14 protein-coding genes and 1 pseudogene are annotated in these 18,248 nt (G+C 70.5%); 9 read left to right on the forward strand and 6 right to left on the reverse strand.

Features of this window, described 5'->3' with window-relative positions:
- On the forward strand, positions 1–1,696 hold a 1,696-nt coding region (locus I5G_RS05700; protein WP_022878206.1), incomplete at its 5' end, for an ATP-binding protein.
- A 41-nt stretch (positions 1,697–1,737) separates the two neighbouring features.
- Here I5G_RS05700 and I5G_RS20860 read toward each other — a convergent pair.
- The gene (locus tag I5G_RS20860) at positions 1,738–3,174 is read right to left on the reverse strand and encodes an HNH endonuclease signature motif containing protein (RefSeq protein ID WP_022878207.1); all 1,437 of its coding nucleotides are present in this window, start codon (positions 3,172–3,174) and stop codon (positions 1,738–1,740) included.
- Between the two features lie 87 nt (positions 3,175–3,261).
- The gene (locus I5G_RS05710; protein ID WP_022878208.1) at positions 3,262–3,564 is read right to left on the reverse strand and encodes a hypothetical protein; all 303 of its coding nucleotides are present in this window, start codon (positions 3,562–3,564) and stop codon (positions 3,262–3,264) included.
- 269 nt (positions 3,565–3,833) lie between these two features.
- Between I5G_RS05710 and I5G_RS05715 the strand changes: the two genes are divergently transcribed.
- From I5G_RS05715 to I5G_RS05745, 7 genes are all read left to right on the forward strand, one after another.
- Positions 3,834–5,372, forward strand: a complete 1,539-nt coding sequence (locus I5G_RS05715; RefSeq protein ID WP_148286410.1) for a DUF3375 domain-containing protein — start codon at positions 3,834–3,836, stop codon at positions 5,370–5,372.
- Positions 5,369–6,082: a DUF4194 domain-containing protein gene (locus I5G_RS20865; RefSeq protein WP_022878210.1), complete on the forward strand. Its 714-nt coding sequence runs from the start codon at positions 5,369–5,371 to the stop codon at positions 6,080–6,082. The genes I5G_RS05715 and I5G_RS20865 overlap by 4 nt, the downstream gene beginning before the upstream one ends.
- Complete coding sequence (locus I5G_RS20870) at positions 6,079–9,429, forward strand: ATP-binding protein (RefSeq protein WP_022878211.1); 3,351 nt, start codon at positions 6,079–6,081, stop codon at positions 9,427–9,429. Before I5G_RS20865 ends, I5G_RS20870 begins: the two co-directional genes overlap by 4 nt.
- The gene (locus I5G_RS05730; RefSeq protein WP_036326556.1) at positions 9,429–10,547 is read left to right on the forward strand and encodes a Wadjet anti-phage system protein JetD domain-containing protein; all 1,119 of its coding nucleotides are present in this window, start codon (positions 9,429–9,431) and stop codon (positions 10,545–10,547) included. Before I5G_RS20870 ends, I5G_RS05730 begins: the two co-directional genes overlap by 1 nt.
- 295 nt (positions 10,548–10,842) lie before the next feature.
- Entirely contained in the window at positions 10,843–12,585 is a 1,743-nt protein-coding gene (locus I5G_RS05735) for a Na+/H+ antiporter (RefSeq protein WP_022878213.1), read from the forward strand.
- A gap of 72 nt (positions 12,586–12,657) precedes the next feature.
- Positions 12,658–13,425: a potassium channel family protein gene (locus tag I5G_RS20875; RefSeq protein WP_022878214.1), complete on the forward strand. Its 768-nt coding sequence runs from the start codon at positions 12,658–12,660 to the stop codon at positions 13,423–13,425.
- Positions 13,422–13,649 (forward strand): hypothetical protein, encoded by a 228-nt coding sequence (locus I5G_RS05745; protein ID WP_022878215.1) that lies wholly within the window; start codon positions 13,422–13,424, stop codon positions 13,647–13,649. The genes I5G_RS20875 and I5G_RS05745 overlap by 4 nt, the downstream gene beginning before the upstream one ends.
- 84 nt (positions 13,650–13,733) lie before the next feature.
- Here the strand turns inward: I5G_RS05745 and I5G_RS05750 are convergent, their stop codons facing one another.
- On the reverse strand, positions 13,734–14,180 hold the full coding sequence (locus I5G_RS05750) for a MarR family winged helix-turn-helix transcriptional regulator (RefSeq protein WP_022878216.1): 447 nt from the start codon (positions 14,178–14,180) through the stop codon (positions 13,734–13,736).
- Between the two features lie 114 nt (positions 14,181–14,294).
- Between I5G_RS05750 and I5G_RS24470 the strand changes: the two are divergent.
- A pseudogene (locus I5G_RS24470) lies at positions 14,295–15,495 on the forward strand (MFS transporter).
- Positions 15,496–15,518: 23 nt separating this feature from the next.
- Here I5G_RS24470 and I5G_RS05765 read toward each other — a convergent pair.
- The 3 genes from I5G_RS05765 to I5G_RS20885 all read right to left on the reverse strand — a co-directional run bounded on the left by I5G_RS05765 (position 15,519) and on the right by I5G_RS20885 (position 18,217).
- On the reverse strand, positions 15,519–16,181 hold the full coding sequence (locus tag I5G_RS05765) for a hypothetical protein (RefSeq protein WP_022878219.1): 663 nt from the start codon (positions 16,179–16,181) through the stop codon (positions 15,519–15,521).
- Between the two features lie 165 nt (positions 16,182–16,346).
- Positions 16,347–17,012 carry a response regulator transcription factor gene (locus tag I5G_RS05770; RefSeq protein WP_022878220.1) on the reverse strand — a complete coding sequence of 222 codons (666 nt, stop codon included), beginning with the start codon at positions 17,010–17,012 and terminating at the stop codon, positions 16,347–16,349.
- A complete protein-coding gene (locus I5G_RS20885; protein ID WP_022878221.1) occupies positions 17,009–18,217 on the reverse strand; it encodes a sensor histidine kinase in 1,209 nt (402 codons plus the stop codon). The genes I5G_RS05770 and I5G_RS20885 overlap by 4 nt, the downstream gene beginning before the upstream one ends.
- Between the last annotated feature and the right edge of the window lie 31 nt (positions 18,218–18,248).

Consider the following 18,248-nt stretch of genomic DNA (forward strand, 5'->3'; position numbering starts at 1 on the left):
AGGCTTCCGAGCGCCCGGCCTCGACCCCGCGACGCTCCCCGGCCGCCTGGACTACCGCCCCTCCCCCTTCACCGGCTGGCTGCAGGACCGCCTCGAGCAGCAGTTCGCGTTCGTGTGCGTGGACAGTGTCTCCGACCTTTCCCGGCACCGGATGGCGCTGACGATCGCCGGCCAGACGAGCCAGGGATCGCGCGGTGCGCACGGCGGCTCCGTCCGTCAGAGCATCCTCGGGTTCTCCAGCCGGGTCCGACTCACCGAACTCGGGGACGAGATCGTGGGCGTCCGCCGTGACCTGGACCGGGCGAAGGCCGCCGTCGACGAGGCCGCCGCAGCCCTCGACGCGTTCGACGATCGCCGCAGCGCCCTCGAGAGGATCGCCGACCTCACGTGGGACCAGGTGGACACGGCATCCGTCGATCGTGAGATCGAGCGCTGGACGGAGACGCTCACCGAGATCACCGCCGGCAACCCCCGGATCGCCGAGCTGCAGGAGCAGATCTCGGGCACGCGCGCCCGCGCCGCGCGGCTGCGGGAGGAGATCGGCAGCGCCAAGACCGAGCAGCAGCGTCTCGCCGCCCGCTGGGCCGAGGTGACGGACGAGGTGGATGCCGCGCACGTCCGGCTCGAGGATGCCGAGGACGCGGGGCTGACGCTCACCGACGACGAGGCCGCGTACCTCGACGCGCTGTTCGTCGCACCGTCGGGCGACGCCTCGTCTTCGCAACTCCTCGCCCGGTTCGACACCGCTCTCGAATCCGCGTCCAAGCGGCTGCTGGAGGACCAGCGCGCAGCGCAGGAGACCTGGAGCGAGCAGCGCGAGAGCCTGCGCCGCACGCTCACGGCGTTCCTCGACCGGTGGCCGAGCCCGAACCTGCTCGCCGACCCCGACGAGTCGCTCGGCGACTTCGAGCGTATCCTCGCCGACCTCGAAGCCAGCGGACTGCACGAGCTCGAGGCGGAGTGGCGCGACAGCCTGCTGCGGCTCTCCGGCAACGACCTCACGAACCTCGACGCGTCGCTCACGCGCGCGCTGCGCGAGATCCGCGACCGCATCGCGCCGATCAACGACATCATGCGCGACCTGCCGTTCTACGACGACGAGCACCGTCTGCAGATCGTGCCGCGCGAGAGCCAGTCCGAGGTGCGGCGGCGATTCCGCCGCGAGCTGCGCGACGTGCGCGCGGCGATCGACGCCGCCTCGACCGACGAGGAGCGCGAGGCCGTGTACGGCCGGATGTCGCGACTCATCGACCGCATCCGGCCCACCGCGCCCGACTTCGCCGACCTCGTCGACGTCCGCAATCATGTGCGGGTGAGCGCCGAGCGCTTCCGTGCTGCGACCGGCGAGCACGTGGCCCTGTACGACCACATCGGCGAGAAGTCCGGCGGCGAGTCTCAGGAGCTCATCGCGTTCATCGTCGGTGCGGCTCTGCGCTACCAGCTCGGGGATGCCGGCGCCGAGCGCCCGCGCTACGCCCCGGTGTTCCTCGACGAGGCGCTCATCAAAGCCGACGCGCACTTCACCAAGCGCGCGATCGGCGCGTGGCGCGGCCTCGGGTTCCAGCTCGTCATCGGCGCCCCGAACGACAAGTACAGCGCGATCGAGCCGCACGTCGACGTCGAGTACGACATCCTCAAGGACACCCGCGGACGCTCGTGGGCGAAGGCGAAGGTGGCGCTGCCGGCGGAGGCGTGACGAGCGCGCGGGACCCCCGGCACCGCACGATACCTCGCCGGCTAGAACGGCGGCGGATCGGCATCCACGTCCCGACCGAGCGGAGAGATCCACCGATACTCGCCGCCGGGGGCGACGGCGGGGCTCCACCGCGTCTCGTGTCGGATCCGGTGGTGATGTCGGCACTCAGGCGCGAGGTTGTCGTCGTCGGTGGGGCCGCCCTCCGCCCACGCCCGCAGGTGGTCGAGGTCGCAGTCGCGCGCCGCGCGGCCGCACCCAGGGAAGATGCACGTCGGTGACGTGATCCCGAGCCAGCGGCGCAAGGCCGTCGGTACGCGGTACCGCGTCCGGTCGAGCGCGAGGGGCACGCCCGTCACGGGGTGCGTCAGCACGCGGATCCACGACGTCGCCTCGCCCGCCAGGCGCCGCGCGGTGTCGAGGTCGATCGGACCGTAGCCGTCGAGGGTCGCGGGTGCGTCGTCAGCTCCGAGAAGGGTGAGCGCCGGCACCGTCACCACGACGGCCGCGCGATTCTGACGGCGCTCTCCGTCGTTGCCGGGACCTGCGAACCCGGCAGCCATCAGATCGGCGAACGCGTCAGCCCGGAGTTGCGCGAGGGTCCGTTCCTCGTCGCCCCGGGTACGGAGGTGACGAGCCGCTCGGTCGACGCGCGCGATCACCTGCGACGCCTGAGCGGCCGGGAGGAACGCCGTGAGGATCGCCATGCCGTCGAGCTCGGGGGTGAGCCAGACCCCACGATCCTGGGCCGCGCGACGATGCCGCGTTTCGCGCGACTCCGGGTGCACCCGCTCCCGCAGCGCACGCGCGGATGTGACGAACCGCGCCGGCGTGAGCCGGAGCGCGCGATCGACAACGCCCGTGTCGAACTCCGCCCAGGATGCCGAATCGTTCGGCAGCGACGCGGCGAGCCGAGCCGTCTCGGCGGCGTGCCGCTCGGAGACGTTGCCGTCGGCGAAAGCCCGCCACAGGTTCGGGCATCTCCGCTGCAGGATCTCGGTCTCGGCGGCACGCGCACGGATCGCCTGCTCCGACATGCGCAGGCGCACCGCGATCTCGGCGACGACGGCTCGTTCGGCCATATCGTGCCGATCGCGCCGGACAGCGGCGACGGTCCGGCCCCGCACATCGATCCACGCCGGGTCGAGGGTCGGGTCCTCACCGACCCACGGCGTCGGATCCGCGCGAGCAGCGTCTACGAGGCGACGGATCAGCGCCGACTCCGCCGCCGCCGCGCGGTGACGGTCCTGCGAGCGCGCGGCGAGAGCGCTCATCGTGCCCGCCAGCGCGTCCGCCCCTCCGTCCGGCGTCGCGTCGTCCTCGGCCATCCACGACTCACGCTCGTCACCGTCGAGGAGACCGACACCGACGGCCCAGGCCGTGTCGGCGTCCGCCTGAAGGTCATCGTCGCTGTACCAAGGCACGTCTCGCCCCGCGTCGGTCGTGGACGACCGGCGTCGGGGAAGTGCGAGCGATGCCATGCTCCGACACTACGAAGGGCCTCCGACATCGCGGGCGGCTGCCGCGCGAGACGGCGACGCACGGCGAGCGACCCCCGACCGCAACTTTCAGACGGTGACGAGAAGCCGCTCCGGGTCGCCGACCGCCTCCGGGAGCCCGAGGGCATCCTGGATCCTCACCGCGCCCAGCGCGGGGTCGGCCACGACGCGCGCGGCGAGTGACCGGACCAGCACGACGACCGCGCCCGAGCCGACCTGGGGGCCGGGGTCGATGGCCTCCAGGAGTCCCCGCAGCCGGTCGTCGTGACAGCGGTCGTCGTCCGCGCCGATCCACTCCAGAAGCTCAGCGAGACTCCAATCGGAGGTGATTGGACCGGGAAAAGCATGGAACGGACGGGAGTATCGGGTCATTGGACCACACTCGCGCATCCGATCGCGCCGCGAAAGATTCCAGTTCCCCACGCGTGGCATCCATTCCATGACACGATCTGCCGGAAAGAAGCACTTCGCTCCTACGCCACGGTGAACCGCACATCCTCCGTGATCCGCACAACTTCTGACGCAATCCACGGGCGTTCTCAGCCGGGTGCGCCGACTGAGACTGTGCGGATGACCGAGGTTGTGGCGGCTGGGCTGCGGGTGGCGGAAGTTCGTCTCTCAGTACGAGTTCTGGGTAAGGGGTGCGTTGCCACTGCCCTGCCGGGCGTCGTCGAGGCGCAGCGCTACCCCCTCTCTGCGATGTCAGAGGCCTAAGGGAGAATGTGGCCATGTCTTCCGTCGCCCCGGTGCTCGAGTTCGCGGCGCTGATGAGGCGTGACGTCGCCTGGCAGCTCATCCGCGCAGACCTCGCCCCCGTGATCGCGGGCTTGCTGGGCACTCACCTCGCCGGACAGACACGCCGGCGCGACGCCGAAGAGCTCTACGAGCGACTCGACGTCGATCTCGAGCAGCTGCGCGCACAGGGCATGAGCCTCCCGCTCTCCGGGCAGGGATACTGCGCGCATTGGCGATCGTCGGGCTTTCTCATCCGCCGCCCGTCCGCAGACGCGCGCGGCGAGACGCTCGAGCTCTCGCCCGACGCGATCGCCGCCATCCGGTTCCTGCAGGCGCGCGCCGCTCCTCGCTCCGCGGCCACCGAGTCGCGGCTGGCGAGCATCGCCGCCCTCGTGCGGCGCCTTGCGATCGACACCGATCCCGACGCGGCCACGCGCATCTCCCTCCTCGAAGACGAGAAGGACGCCATCGACCGACGAATCAAGGCCCTGCGCGCGGGCGACGAAGGCACCCTCGACCCCGACCGGGCGCTCGAGCGGCTGCGGGATATGCTCGCGCAGGCAGCCGACGTCCCGGACGATTTCGCTCGTGTCCGCGGCGAGTTCGAGACGCTCAACACCGCCCTTCGCGCGCAGATCGTTGAGTCCGAAGGGTCACAAGCCGCCGTCATCGACGAGGTGTTCCTCGGTATCGACCACATCGCCGACTCCGACGCCGGGCGCAGTTTCTCCGCGTTCTCTCAGCTTGTGCTCGATCCCGCGCTGAGCGCCGCGTTCGAGTCAGATATCCGTCGAGTGCTCGACCGCGACTTCGCACGCGAACTCACGCGTGATGAGCGACAAGCCCTCCGTACATTCCTCTCGACGCTCAAGGAGCGCAGCGCCGAGATCCACGACGTCATCACCCTCTTCGCCCGGGCCCTGCGACGCTATGTCCAGTCGCAGGATTACCAGCGCGACCGCGTATTGCGCGGCCTGCTCCGCGAGGCGATGCACGCCGGCGTCTCCGCTTCGGAGCGCGTCAAGCCGTGGCATCCCACACGACTCCAGCTCGACCTTTCAGCCGTTACCCTGGCGAGTGCCGGAATCGTCGATCTTCACGATCCGTCCGAGTTCGTCTCCCTCGAGCCGCTGGAACACCACGCGCCCGCGGTTGCCGATCTCGAGGAGCTGCGTGCGCTCGCACGCGAGACTGAGATCGACTTCGACGAGCTCACCCGCGACGTCAACGCGATGCTGTCAGAGACGGAGACCTGCACCGTTGCCGAGGTGCTCGCACGCTTCCCCGCTTCGCAGGGAGTCGGCAGTGTGGTCGGGTTGCTGGCACTCGCGGCCGAGCAGGGGACGGTCGACGACGACGACGAATCCCTCACCTGGCGCGGCCTCGACGGAGTGACTCGCACGGCCGTCGTCTCCACGCATCGCTTCACCGGGAGGATCTCATGACCGCCGCCGAGATCACGGATGCCGCAGAGTCCGCACCATCGAGCGAGCTCTGGGTCGGCGACACCGGCGGGCTACCCGACCGCACGCGTCGTGTCCTGCTGCGGCTGGTTCGCGGGCCGTACCTGTCCGGTGCGCGGGAACCGCAACTGTGGTCGGTGCTGCTCAGCGACGAGGCCATCCTGCGTTCGCGCGCGGCCGATCTGTTCCTCGAACTGGTCATCGACCGCGACAACGAGTTCGCGTTCGTACGGAACGCCCCCGCAGAAGAGGCTCCGAAAGCTGTGCGGTCGGAGCGGCTGACCTTCCTCGACACGGCGATGCTTCTCGCTCTCCGGCAGACGCTGCTCAGCGAAGAAGGGCGCGGACGGGTCATCGTGGGCCAGAACGAGATCTTCGAACAGTTGACGGTGTACCGCACGCCCGACCGTGACGAGAAAGACTTCCTCAGCCGCCTCAACTCGTCGTGGCACAAGATGCTGAACAAGTTGCGGGTGCTGCATCCCGTCGGCACGGATCGCGCCGAAATCTCGCCCGTCCTGCGGCTGATCGTGGATGCCGAGCAGGTACGCGCCATCACCGCCGAGTACGAACGCCTCACCGACGAGCGTGTTTCGGCACTCACTTCGCGCGACGACGAGGACGCGATCGCTGACGTCGAAAGCGACCACTCGGAAACCGACATGGCCGAAACCGAGGAGGCCGACGGGTGACGACGCTGACCTTCCCCGACGAAGAGACTGAACACGCCGACCCGACCGATCAGTGGCGGCTGGCCCGGATCGAACTCGTCAACTGGGGTACTTTCCGCGGGTTCGTATCAATCGACGTGGCTCGTCAAGGGCACCTCTTCACCGGCGCCTCCGGCTCGGGGAAGTCGTCGCTGCTGGATGCCATCGCCGCCGTTCTCACGCCCGACAAGTGGCTGAGGCTAAACGCCGCCGCCCAGGACGGCAACTCGCGCCTGAGCGATCGCAGCCTCATGAGTTACGTCCGCGGCGCCTGGACGAAAGAAGCGCACGACACCGCAGATCGCGCGACCACGACCTATCTTCGACCGCGGACCACCTGGAGCGGCATCCTCCTGCGCTACGAGAATCCCCTGGGAGAACCGATCACGCTCGCCCGAATCTTCCACGCGCCCGGCGCCCGGGTTGAATCGGCGGCGCTGAAAGATGCCCGGCTGTTCACTCGCACCGATGTAACGCTCATGATGCTCGAGCCGCACATCGAGGCCGGAATCGACGCGCGGCGCATGGCGAAGGCGCTCCCCGACGCACTGATCACGACCGGCGGGCGGCACGGCCGTTTCCACGACCGCGTCGTTCGGCAGTTCGGCTTCCGCAGCGACGCGACTCTGCAACTGCTGCACAAGACGCAATCCGCCAAGAACCTCGGAACGCTCGACGCCCTGTTCCGCGGCTTCATGCTCGACATGCCGGGAACGTTCGCTCGCGCCGACAACGCGGTGGAGCAATTTGTCGAACTCGACCGCGCCCACATGCATGTCGTCGACCTCCGCCGTCAGGCGGAAGCGCTGCGGGGCGTCGATGAGACGATTACGGCCTACGACGCGGCATCCGCCGAGGTCGCCCGCACCGTGGAACTGCTGGACGCCGTCGAACCGCACACCGCCACTCTCAAGCGGCAGCTCGCTCGCGAGGCGCTCGGCCCCGCTCGCGCCGCTGTGGCACGGGTCGAGGCTGCCCGTCACGATGCCGGGCGCGACAGAGATCTCGCCGCCGAGGCCCTCGCATCCGCCGAAGCCCGCGTACGTCACGAAGGCGGAACTCGCGTCGAGGTGCTGCAGACGCGCCTCGACGCGGCGATTCGCGAAGAGCGCACCGTCGAACGCCAACGCGCACTCCTGAAGAGCGATCTCGCGCAGATCGGCGCGCCCGTCCCGGACGATGCCGCCCAGTTCGCCGAACTCGTCGCGGTGGCTGCCGCGGAGGCGCAGCACGAGATCGCCGCGGTGTCGCACGACGTGCGCGACGCCGCCAGCGAGGCGCGCAAGGCACTGGCCCGTATCGACGACCAGCTCGCCGCGCTTCGCGAGCACCGCAGCAATCTCGATCCGAGACTTCTCGGCGCACGGCGGTACATTGCCGACACGCTGGGGGTTCCCGAAGCGACTCTGCCGTTCGTCGGCGAGCTCGTCTCGGTGGCGCCGGAGCACGCGCCGTGGCGCGGCGCCATCGAACGCACACTAGCCCCGCTGTCGACGACGCTGCTCGTCACCGACGAACGTCTACCCGAGGCGCGGCGCGCGGTGAACGCCCGGCATCTCGGCGTACGCCTGGTCATGGAAGCCGTTCCCCCCTCCATCGAGGAGCGTCGACGTCCGCGCGATGCGCGGTCGCTCGTGCACCGGGTGGTGGTCGCAGAGACCGCGTTTCGGGCCTACGTGCTCCGCCGCATCGCCACCGACTTCGACTACGCCTGCGTCGACCATCCCGACGAACTCGACGGTGTAGAACGCGGCGTCACCATCACCGGACTTCTCAAACGCTCGTCCCGCCGCTACGAAAAGGACGATCGCTCCGGCGTCACCGATACCGCGCGCTGGGTGCTCGGCGGCGACACCGAAGCGCGACTCGAAGCGTTGCTCGCTCAGCGGCGCGTGGCGGAGGCAGAGATGCACCGGGCGACGGCCGCGGATGGCCGTGCCGACACCGAACGCGAGGCCGCCTTGGCCCGGCGCGAGGTGTTCCGCCGGGTGAGCCGTCACGCGTGGGAACACGTCGACGTCGCCGGAGCATCCGCGCTGGTCCGCGCTCGGCAGGCGGAGCTCGATGCGCTGACGTCGGCATCGTCATCTCTGAACGAGGCGCAAGGCGCGCGGGAGCGGGAGGCGGCGCGGCTCGCCACCGCGACGGACGAACTCGAGCGCCTGCTCCGCGCGGAAGGAAGCGCCCGCGATGCGCTCAGCCGGGTCAGTGAACAGCTCGCCAAGCTCGAACGTGCACCGGCCCCGTCTGTTGATGAGCGCTGGACACGGGTACTCGACGAGCGCTTCCGAGCCGAGCGACGGTCGCTGACGCTCGACACCATCGACGAGGTCGCGCGTGCCGTCCAGACCGCGCTCTCTCGCGAGAAGGACGCCGCTGCACGACGCGAGAGCGACGCGGCGGCGGCGTTCGCCGGGCGAGCCGCCCAGTTCCGAGCAAAGTGGGCAGCGCCGTCCGCAGAGCTCACGGCCGAGATCACCGATCGCTATGGGTATCGACAACTGCTCGAGGGCATCCTCGCGCGCGGACTTCCTGAGAAGGAAGGCGAGTTCCGGCGCCTCCTCCGAGAGAGAGCGCGGGACGTCGTCGCGCACCTGCTCGCCGACCTGCGTGATGCGCCGGGACTCGTGCGCGAGCGGACTCTGCCGGTCAATGCCTCGCTGGGCCGCTCTCCTTTCGACGGGACCGATCGATTCCTCGAGATCGACGTGCGAACGAGCCGCACGCCCGAGGTCGAGGAATTTCTCGCCGACCTTCGGCGCGTCGTCGAAGGCAACTGGTCCGATGAATCGGCGACCGGGGCCGAGGAGCGGTTCGCAGTGCTCCAGCGTGTGATCGGCCGTCTCGGGTCCAAGGACCGCGTCGACCTCGATTGGCGCGCCCGCGTGCTCGATACCCGGCTGCACGTCACCTTCCTCGCCCGCGAGAAGGACGCATCGGGCCGAGTGGTGCGCGTGTACGACTCCGCCGAGGGTCTCTCGGGCGGGCAACGTCAGAAACTCGTGATCTTCTGCCTCGCCGCAGCGTTGCGCTATCAGCTGACCGACGGCGAGTCGGACACTCCGCGTTTCGGGTCGATCGTGCTCGACGAAGCGTTCGACAAGGCCGACAGCCGCTACACCCGCAACGCGATGAACGTCTTCCGGGCCTTCGGTTTCCACATGATCCTGGCCACTCCGCAGAAGCTCCTGCAGACGTTGGAGCCGTACGTCGGCGCAATCACCTCCGTCTCGAACCCGGAACGCAATAGTTCGCGCCTGGCGAATGTCGTCTTTCGCGAGACTTCGGCCAACCAGGACGACCGCGAGCGCGGCGGTGACCAGACGTGATGGCTCCTGTGACAGTGGATGCCGCTCGCAGCAGGGCACAACGGATGTTCGAACGTGAGGCGCGCGAGTGGGCCGCGGCAGGTCGCGACGACATCGTCCTCGACGTTCCGCTGCACCCGCCGACCGAGCGAGTGGCCCTCGCCGATCTCGACGCGGCGCGGCGCTGGGTAGACGACTGGCGGCGATGCGAGCGCAGCGAGGCGATCACTTTGTCGTGGCACACGCGTACGTGGTCGCGCGTCGGATCGCAGGCAGTGCCGGAGCGCCTCCGCCTAGAAGGGCCCGCCGCGATCGCGTCCTTCGCAGGACAGGACGCCTCCTGGACACGCCTGTCTCGCCGGCTCCGCGCGCTGCGCGATCTCATCGGCGAGGAAGCGGTCGCACCACTGCGCATGCACGCACGCACCATCGACGAGCTCGACGACGACGACTTCGCCCGCCTGTGCGATGTCGTGTCATGGTTGCGGGCGCATCCCGTCTCGGGCCGGCGCGTACGCGAACTGCCGATCCGCGGCATCCATACGAAATGGATCGAGAAACGCCATGCGTTGCTGGAAGCCCTGCACCGCGCCGGAACCGGCTCCAGCGGACTCGGATTGCACGAACCGGATCCGCTCGTGCGTATGCGCGCGCTGGATCCCGCCCTGGCGGTCGGTGGCCTGACCGACGTTTCCGCTCCCGTCCGAGACCTGGCCGCCCTCGACCTACGCCCAGAACGCGTTTTCGTCTTCGAGAACCTGGCGACCGTGCTGGCGATGCCTCCCGTCGACGGGGCGATCGTCGTCCACGGCGGAGGTCACCGGGTCGGAATGCTCGCGCGTGTGCCGTGGGCGCAGAAGGTGACCTACTGGGGTGATCTCGACTCCCACGGGTTCGCGATCCTGCATCGGCTGCGCGCGAGCGGAGTCGCTGCGACCTCCGTCTTGATGGATGCTGCGACGGCCGCCGCCCATCGGGATCTGTGGGGACTCGACCCTGAACCGAACGTGGCCGTCCTCTCGCTTCTTACGGAAGAGGAGAAGGCAACCCTCGGCTTCCTGAGCAGCGCGGGCAACGTCAGGCTCGAGCAAGAAAGAATTCCCTGGGACTACGCGCTGCGGGCGCTGATCCCGGCCTGACGAAGGTGGCACGGCTCGTTTCGTGTGAGCGCCGCCATCGTCACGGCTTGCGACTCACATCGGGCGAATCACCGATCCTGCGCCCTCGCGACCCGGCCACCGCGCCCGCACAACCTCAGCGATCCGCACGACCTCAGCCGCAATCCACCGCACGCCGCTTGCATCCCGCGAATCACTGAGCGACCGCCGCGGAGCGCCCCACCCCGCGCCCGCACGCTCACAGCGAACGCGGCCTCGGGAATGTCCCACCCCTTCTCTACGCTGGGTGCTGAGGGCGCGGGAAAGGCGGTTGCGGATGCAAGGACTCGAGGTCACGGTTCTGCTCGGGCTCGCGATGCTCGTGGGGACGGTGCTGGCCCCGCGGCTGCGGGTCGCCACGCCGCTCGTGCTCCTGGTGATCGGGCTCGCGCTGGGCTTCGTGCCCGAGCTGCGGCAGATCGAGCTGCCGCCCGAGACGGTGCTGCTGCTGTTCCTCCCCGTCCTGCTGTTCCGCGAGGCGTGGACGACGTCGCTGCGCTCGGTCCGCCGGTCGCTGCGCTACATCGTGCCGATGAGCACGCTGCTGGTCGTGGCATCCGCCTTCGCCGTCGCCGGCGTCGCGACGTGGATGGGCGTGCCGTGGGAGGCCGCGCTCGTGCTGGGCGCGGCGGTCGCGCCCCCGGACGCCACCGCCGTCGCCGCCCTCGGCCGCCTGCTTCCCGAGCGCACGTTCATGAAGCTGAAGGCCGAGAGCCTCACCAACGACGGAACGGCGTTGGTGCTGTACTCGATCGCGGTGTCGCTCCTCATCGGCAACCAGGTCACCCCGTGGGAGATCACGGGGATGGTGGTCCTGTCGTACGTGGGCGGTGCGGCCGCGGGTGTCGCCGTCGCCGCGCTGGCGTACCTCGCCCTGCGCCGCATGGAGTCCACCCTCACGATCAACCTGACCCTCGCCCTCGTCCCGTTCGTGGCCTTCCTGGTCGCCGAGGTCGCCCACGCCTCGGGCGTGCTCGCCGTCGTCTTCGCGGGACTCATCGTCGCGTGGATCGCGCCGCGCATCACGACCGCGATGTCGCGCCGAGCGGCGGATGCCACCTGGCCCTTCGGCGTCTACCTCCTCAACGGTGCCCTGTTCGTGCTCATCGGCCTCGAGATCCAGCTCGTGCTGCACGAGATCTCGCCGTCCGAGATCGGCATGCTGCTGCTCATCACGCTGGCGGCCTGGATCGTACTCGCGATCGTGCGGTACATGTTCCAGTGGTTCTTCTCGCCGTTCTCCCGGCCCGGCACCGGATCGTCCCGTTCCCTGCGACATCGGTCCCGCGTCGTCAGCACCGTGGCCGGGTTCCGCGGCGCGGTGTCGCTCGCGATCGCCCTGTCGGTGCCCCTGACGACGGCCGACGGCACCCCCGTGGCGGGACGCGACGCGGTCGTCTTCATCACGGCCGGCGTGATCGTGCTGACCCTGCTCGTGCAGGGCCCCCTCCTCCCCGCCGTCATCCGGTGGGCCAAGCTCCCCGCCGACGACGCGGCGGTCGAGGAGTTCGAGCTCGCGCAGCGCGCGATCTCGGGCGCCGCGCTCACGGCCCTCGACGATCTCGCCGCCGAGCACGGCGTGAGCGACCTCGTCCGCGACCGCGCACGACAGGAGGGCTACGAGCGACTCGAACTCGCGAACGCCCGCGCGGTCGCGCGTCAGCGCGCGGCCGAGGAGCGCGACCGCGAGAACGACGACATGGATGCCGGCGGCGACGACGCCGCGTCCCGGATGGGGCCGATTCCCCCCGGCATGGACGGAGACGACGACGGCCGCCGGCCCGCCGGGCAGCTGGAGATGATCGCCGTGAGCGACGACATCGACCTCACGCAGCGGTCTCCGATCCTGCGGCACAAGGAGGCGACACGCCTCCGGCTGGCGATCCTCGACCGCAAGCGCGAGGTGCTGCTGCGCCTGCGGCGCGAGGGCACGATCGACGACCTCGTCGCCCGCCGGATCCTCGCCGATCTCGACATCGAGGAGATCCGCGCGCGCGGCATGGAACGCGCCACCGACTGAGCCCGGGTCCGCCGCCGCGAGCCGCGGAAACCCGCGGTCAGCGCCGCCCCGCGGCTGCGCCATAATCACCCCATGTACGGAGAACGTCTCGCACGCTGGGAACGTGCGGCACAGTGGCCGATGGTCGTGGCGGCCGTCGTCTTCCTCGCCTCGTATGCCGCGGAGATCCTGGCGCACCCGGGCGGCGTGGTCGGCACGATCGCCGAGATCCTGCAGCGGGTGACGTGGGTGGCTTTCGCCGTCGACTACGTCGTGCGCATCTCGATCGCCGAGAACCGGTGGCGCTGGTTCTGGCGCCACCTCCTCGACCTCGCGATCGTCGCGCTGCCGGTGTTCCGGCCGCTCCGCCTCATGCGCTTCTTCACGATCATCGCGCTCATCCAGCGCAACACCGAGTCGATGCTGCGCGGCCGCGTGGCGATCTACACGATCGGCGCGACCGCGCTCACGGTGTTCGTCGCCGCCCTCGCCGTGTACGACGAGGAGAGAGGCAGCAACGGCCCGATCTCGTCGTTCGGGGATGCCGTGTGGTGGTCGTTCGAGACCATCACGACCGTCGGCTACGGCGATTACTTCCCCGTCACGATCGGCGGCCGCATCGTCGCCGTGGGGCTGATGATCGGAGGGATCGCGCTCATCGGTGTCGTCACGGCCACCCTCGCGTCATGGATCGTGCAGCGCGTCTCGATGGAGAACGAGCAGGCGACCGCGGCGACCGAGGCGCAGGTCGAGGCGATGCGAGCGGAGATCGCGGAGCTCAAGGACCTCCTCCGCGCGGGGCAGCCGTCACCCGCAACCCCTGTCCCGCCGGCCGAGCCCGACCCTAGGCTCACGCCATGAGCGAGCCCACGCAGGACCAGCTGGAAGCCTCCGACAAGGTCGAGAAGCGCACGATCGGCGGCGAGATCCGCTACTACCTCAAGGACATCAAGGCCCACTGGCCCGTCGTGGTCGAGCAGCATCCGGATGCCGCGGGGCACGAGGCCTGGTGGACGGCCGACGGGAAGTTCCACGCCACGCACGATCAGCTGCGACGGGATGCCATGATCGGCGGCATCGTCTGACGAGCGCGGCGGATCGCCCCCGCCGGAACGGGCGCCGGACCGAAAGCGAGCGACGGACGTCCGGCCGCGAGCGAGGAACTCGCGTCAGGCCGGGAGCGCCACCCCGTGCAGCGCGTCGACGACCGGCGCCAGTTCGGGTTGCTTCTCGGCATCCGCGAGCACGCGCTCGAGCGCCTCGTCGTGGACCGGACGCGCGCGCTCGTACAGTGAGCGCCCGGCCGCGGTGAGTTCGGTGTAGATCCCGCGTCGGTCGTCCGCGCACAGGACGCGCGTGAGCAGGCCGCGGTCTTCGAGGCGGTTCACGAGCCGCGTCGTCGCGCTGGGGCTGAGTGCCGCCGCGCGCGCGAGCTGCTGCATGCGCATGTGCCACCCGTCCTGGCGGTCGAGCGCGTCCAGCACCGTGTACTCGACGACCGACAGCTCGACGACACCGAGCGCGCGCTCGAGCTCGGCTTCGATGAGCCCGTGGAGCGCCGCCAGCGTGCGCCAGCCGCGTGCGCGGATCTCGACGGCGTCGTCAGCGATTCCCATGGGCGCACTCCTCCTCGATACTTGCTTGCGCGCTTTACTTGCGTGTGCAATTATTTCCCTCGCCGCTGCAAAAGAGCGCGCGTGCAACTATTCGAGTGTATCAGGAGACCCCTCATGCCCCTAGGACTCATCGCCCTCGCCGTCGGCGCATTCGGCATCGGACTCACGGAGTTCGTCATCATGGGACTGCTGCCCGAGGTCGCGGCAGACTTCGCCGTCTCCGAGTCCTCAGCCGGCTGGCTCATCTCCGGGTACGCCCTGAGCGTCGTGGTGGGCGCCCTGGGCCTCACCGCGGCGACGACCCGGCTCCCCCGAAAGCCCGCGCTCCTCGGCCTCCTCGTGCTGTTCGTCCTGGGCAACGCGCTGACCGCACTCGCCCCCGACTACGGCGTCGCAATGGTCGGCCGCATCATCGCCGCGCTCTGCCACGGCGCGTTCTTCGGCATCGGCTCGGTCGTGGCGGCGAGCCTCGTCGTCCCTGAGAAGCGCGGCGGCGCGATCGCGCTCATGTTCACCGGCCTCACGGCGGCGAACGTGTTCGGCGTGCCGTTCGGCACCTTCCTCGGTCAGCAGTTCGGCTGGCGCTCGACGTTCTGGGTCATCGCGGGAATCGGCATCCTGGCCTTCCTCGGCATCCTCACGCTCGTCCCGAAACTCCCGCGACCGGATGCCGAGGTCCGCCTGCGCCACGAGCTGCGGGCGTTCCGCTCGGGGCAGGTGTGGATCTCGCTGGTGGTCACGGTCCTCGCCTACGGCGGGATGTTCGGCGCCTTCACCTACATCGCGTACACCCTGACCGAGGTCAGCGGGTTCGACAGCGGCGCCGTGCCGTGGCTGCTCGTGCTGTTCGGGATCGGTCTCGTCATCGGCAACGCCCTCGGCGGTCGCCTCGCCGACCGCTCCATCGACGGCACGCTGCTCGTCGCGGTGTCGGCGCTGCTCGTGGTCCTGATCGCCTTCGCGGCGTTCGCGGGATCGAGCGTCGCGACGGTCATCGCCCTGTTCCTCATGGGCGGGTTCGGGTTCGCCACGGTTCCCGCGCTGCAGAGCCGCACGATGGTCTCCGCCGGCTCGGCGCCCACCCTCGCCTCGGGTGCCAACATCGGCGCCTTCAACGTCGGCAACGCCCTCGGGGCCTGGCGGGCGGCATCGGCATCGCGCCGGCCTCGGGTACACGTCCCCGCTGTGGATCGGTGCGGGGATCACCGCCGCGGCGGTCGTCGTGCTCGCCCCCACGATGGCGCGCGGGCGCCGGTCCGGGGCAGCCCCCTCCGTCGGCGACCGGGACGCCGCTCTCGAGTCCGCCCAGCGCTGACCGGCGGGGTCCGACGCCGAGCGTCAGCGCATCAGATCCAGGATCCGCAGTCCCGCGCCCACGGCCCACGACTGCGTGAGATCGGCCAGCTGCGGGACCTCGTTCAGCATCGCGCCGGTCGCGGAGATCGTGACGATCGTGCCGTCGCGGACGACCTGGACGCTGCCGATGTCGACGACGGCCCCGCCGTCGTAGTGCCCGCCCGCGGTGAGCGCCCAGGCGCCCTCGGCACCGAGACGGGGGTCGTCGATCGTCCACCCGAGCGCGTCGTAGTCGCTCTCGATGTAGCTCGGATCGCGGTGGATGCCCACCCCGAACCCTCCGTAGTTCTGCATGTCGAGGGAATTGGCGGCGGCCTGCGGCGTGATCCAGGTGCAGCTCAGTTCGCGCCCGCTCGAGCCCTCGACCTCGCCGTTGTCGGCATCCGCGGCGATGACGAGATCGGATGCCTCGGGACCGAGCGCCGAGTACACCTCGTCGCAGGTCGGGTAGTCGCCTCCCCCGGTCGCGGGGGACGCACCGGCGTCGGGGGTGTCGGGAGTGTCGGTCGATGCGGGGTCCTCCGCGCCGGCCGCGGGTGCCGGTGGCACGTCGGTGGCCGGAGCGACCGCGCCGCACCCGACAAGGGCGACGGCGGCGGCGGCGCAGAGGAGAAGGACAGCGGATCGCGGCGGTCGGGGGAACACGCAAGGCCTCCTGGGCGGAGTCGTCGGGGGGACGCGAACTTTTCTACCAGCACCCGGCGCCGGCGCGCGAGCGCGGTCAGGGCCGCACGCTCTCCACACGGCTCCGCTGACCCGGGTTCAGTGCCAGGGCTTCACGCTCTCCACCCGGGCTCCGCTGACCCGGGTTCAGTGCCCGGGCTGCACCAGCCCGCTCTCGTACGCCGCGATGACGAGCTGCGCCCGGTCGTGCGCGCCCAGCTTGATCATCGTGTTCTTCACGTGGGTCTTGGCCGTGTGCGGCGAGATGAACAGGTCCGCCGCGATCTCGTCGTTGGAGCGTCCACGGCCGACGAGCCGTAGCACCTCCCGCTCGCGTTCGGTGAGGACGTCGAGCGCGGGCGAGGGACGGGGAGCCTCGGATGCCGCACCCCGCACGTACTTCTCGATCATCGCGCGCGTGGCCGCCGGCGACAGCAGCGCGCCGCCGTCGTGCACGGCACGCACGGCCTGCACGATGTCCTCGGGCTCGGCGCCCTTCCCGATGAAGCCGCTCGCCCCCGCCCGGAGCGCCGCGACGACGTAGTCGTCCTCCTCGAACGTCGTGAGGATGAGGACGCGGGTGTCGCTCAGGGCCGGGTCGCCGCAGATGAGCCCTGTCGCCTCGATGCCGTCCATTCGCGGCATCCGGATGTCGCAGACGACGACGTCGGGGCGGAGGGCGCGGGCGAGGTCGACGGCCGCTTCGCCGTCCGCGGCGTCCCCGACGACCTCGACGCCGGGCGCCGCGTCGAGGAGGTCGCGCACCGCCGACCGGATGAGGGCCTGATCGTCGACGACGAGCACCGTGGTCACGCGACACCTCCGGAAGCGGGGCGGGCACCGGCCGTAGGGGCAGCGAGAGGAAGGCGCGCGGCGAGCCGGAACCCGCCGGGCGCGGGACCGGCCTCGAGCGCACCGCCCACGGAGTCGACGCGCTCGCGCAGCCCGACCAGGCCGAAGCCCGACGGTGGGAGGTCGGGGTCCGCGGGAACGTGGTCCAGCGGGTTGGTCACGACCACCTCGAGCACATCGCCGTCCCGCCGCAGGAGGACATGGACCCGGCGCGCCGTGCCGTGCTTCAAAGCGTTGGTGAGCCCTTCCTGCACGACGCGGTAGGCGACGATGTCGACGCCGAGCGGCACCGGCTCCCCCTCGGTCTCGTCCCGCACGACGACATCCCACCCGGCGACCCGGACCGATTCCACGACATCGCCCAGGCGGGCGAGCCCGGGCTGCTCGCGGACGCCGACCTCATCGGGCGTGCGCAGGACGGTCAGCATCGACCCGATCTCCCCCAGCACGTCGCGCGATGCGGTCCGGATCGTGGCGAGCGCCTCCCGTGCCCGCTCCGGCCGCGTCTCGAGCGCCGACGACGCGACGCCCGCGTTCAGGCTGATGACCGAGATCTGGTGGGCCATGGCGTCGTGGAGGTCGCGCGCGATGCGCAGCCGCTCCTCCGTGACGCGGCGACTCGCCTCCGCCTCGCGCGTCTGCTCCGCGCGGCGGGCGCGCTCGATCACGGCCAGCACGTAGGCGCGGCGCGAGCGCGTGGCATCCCCCACGGCTCCGGCGAGCGCGACCGAGAGTCCGATCTGGAGGAAGCGCGTGTCCATGCCCGTCGTGACCTCGACGACGATGCTCGCCGCGACGACGACCCCGACCGCGGCGACGCTCACCGGGAACGCGGCGCGACGATCCAGGCGATTGGACACGCCGTACGCGGCGATGACGACCGCGAGGCCCGCCCCGGGCGCGAGGGTGCCGAGGGCGAGGGCCGCGACATACAGCGCGATGCACACCCCGAGGGCCGTGCGGGGCCACCGGCGCCGAAACGGGAGGACGGCCGCGGGCAGCACGGCCAGCGCGAACACGAGCGGGCTCGACGGGCGCAGCTCGGGAAAGGGTACGGGCGCGAACGCCGGGACGATCACGAGCACGGCGGTCACGATGTCGCGCACCCACACCGGAGCCGAGGGCAGCAGGCGCGGGGCCGCGTCGATCGTGGGGGCGGGTCGCATCGTCCCAGTCTGACGCCCCGCGCGGCGCGGA

The sequence above is a fragment of the Microbacterium sp. B19 genome (genome assembly GCF_000333395.1).
GTDB lineage: Bacteria > Actinomycetota > Actinomycetes > Actinomycetales > Microbacteriaceae > Microbacterium.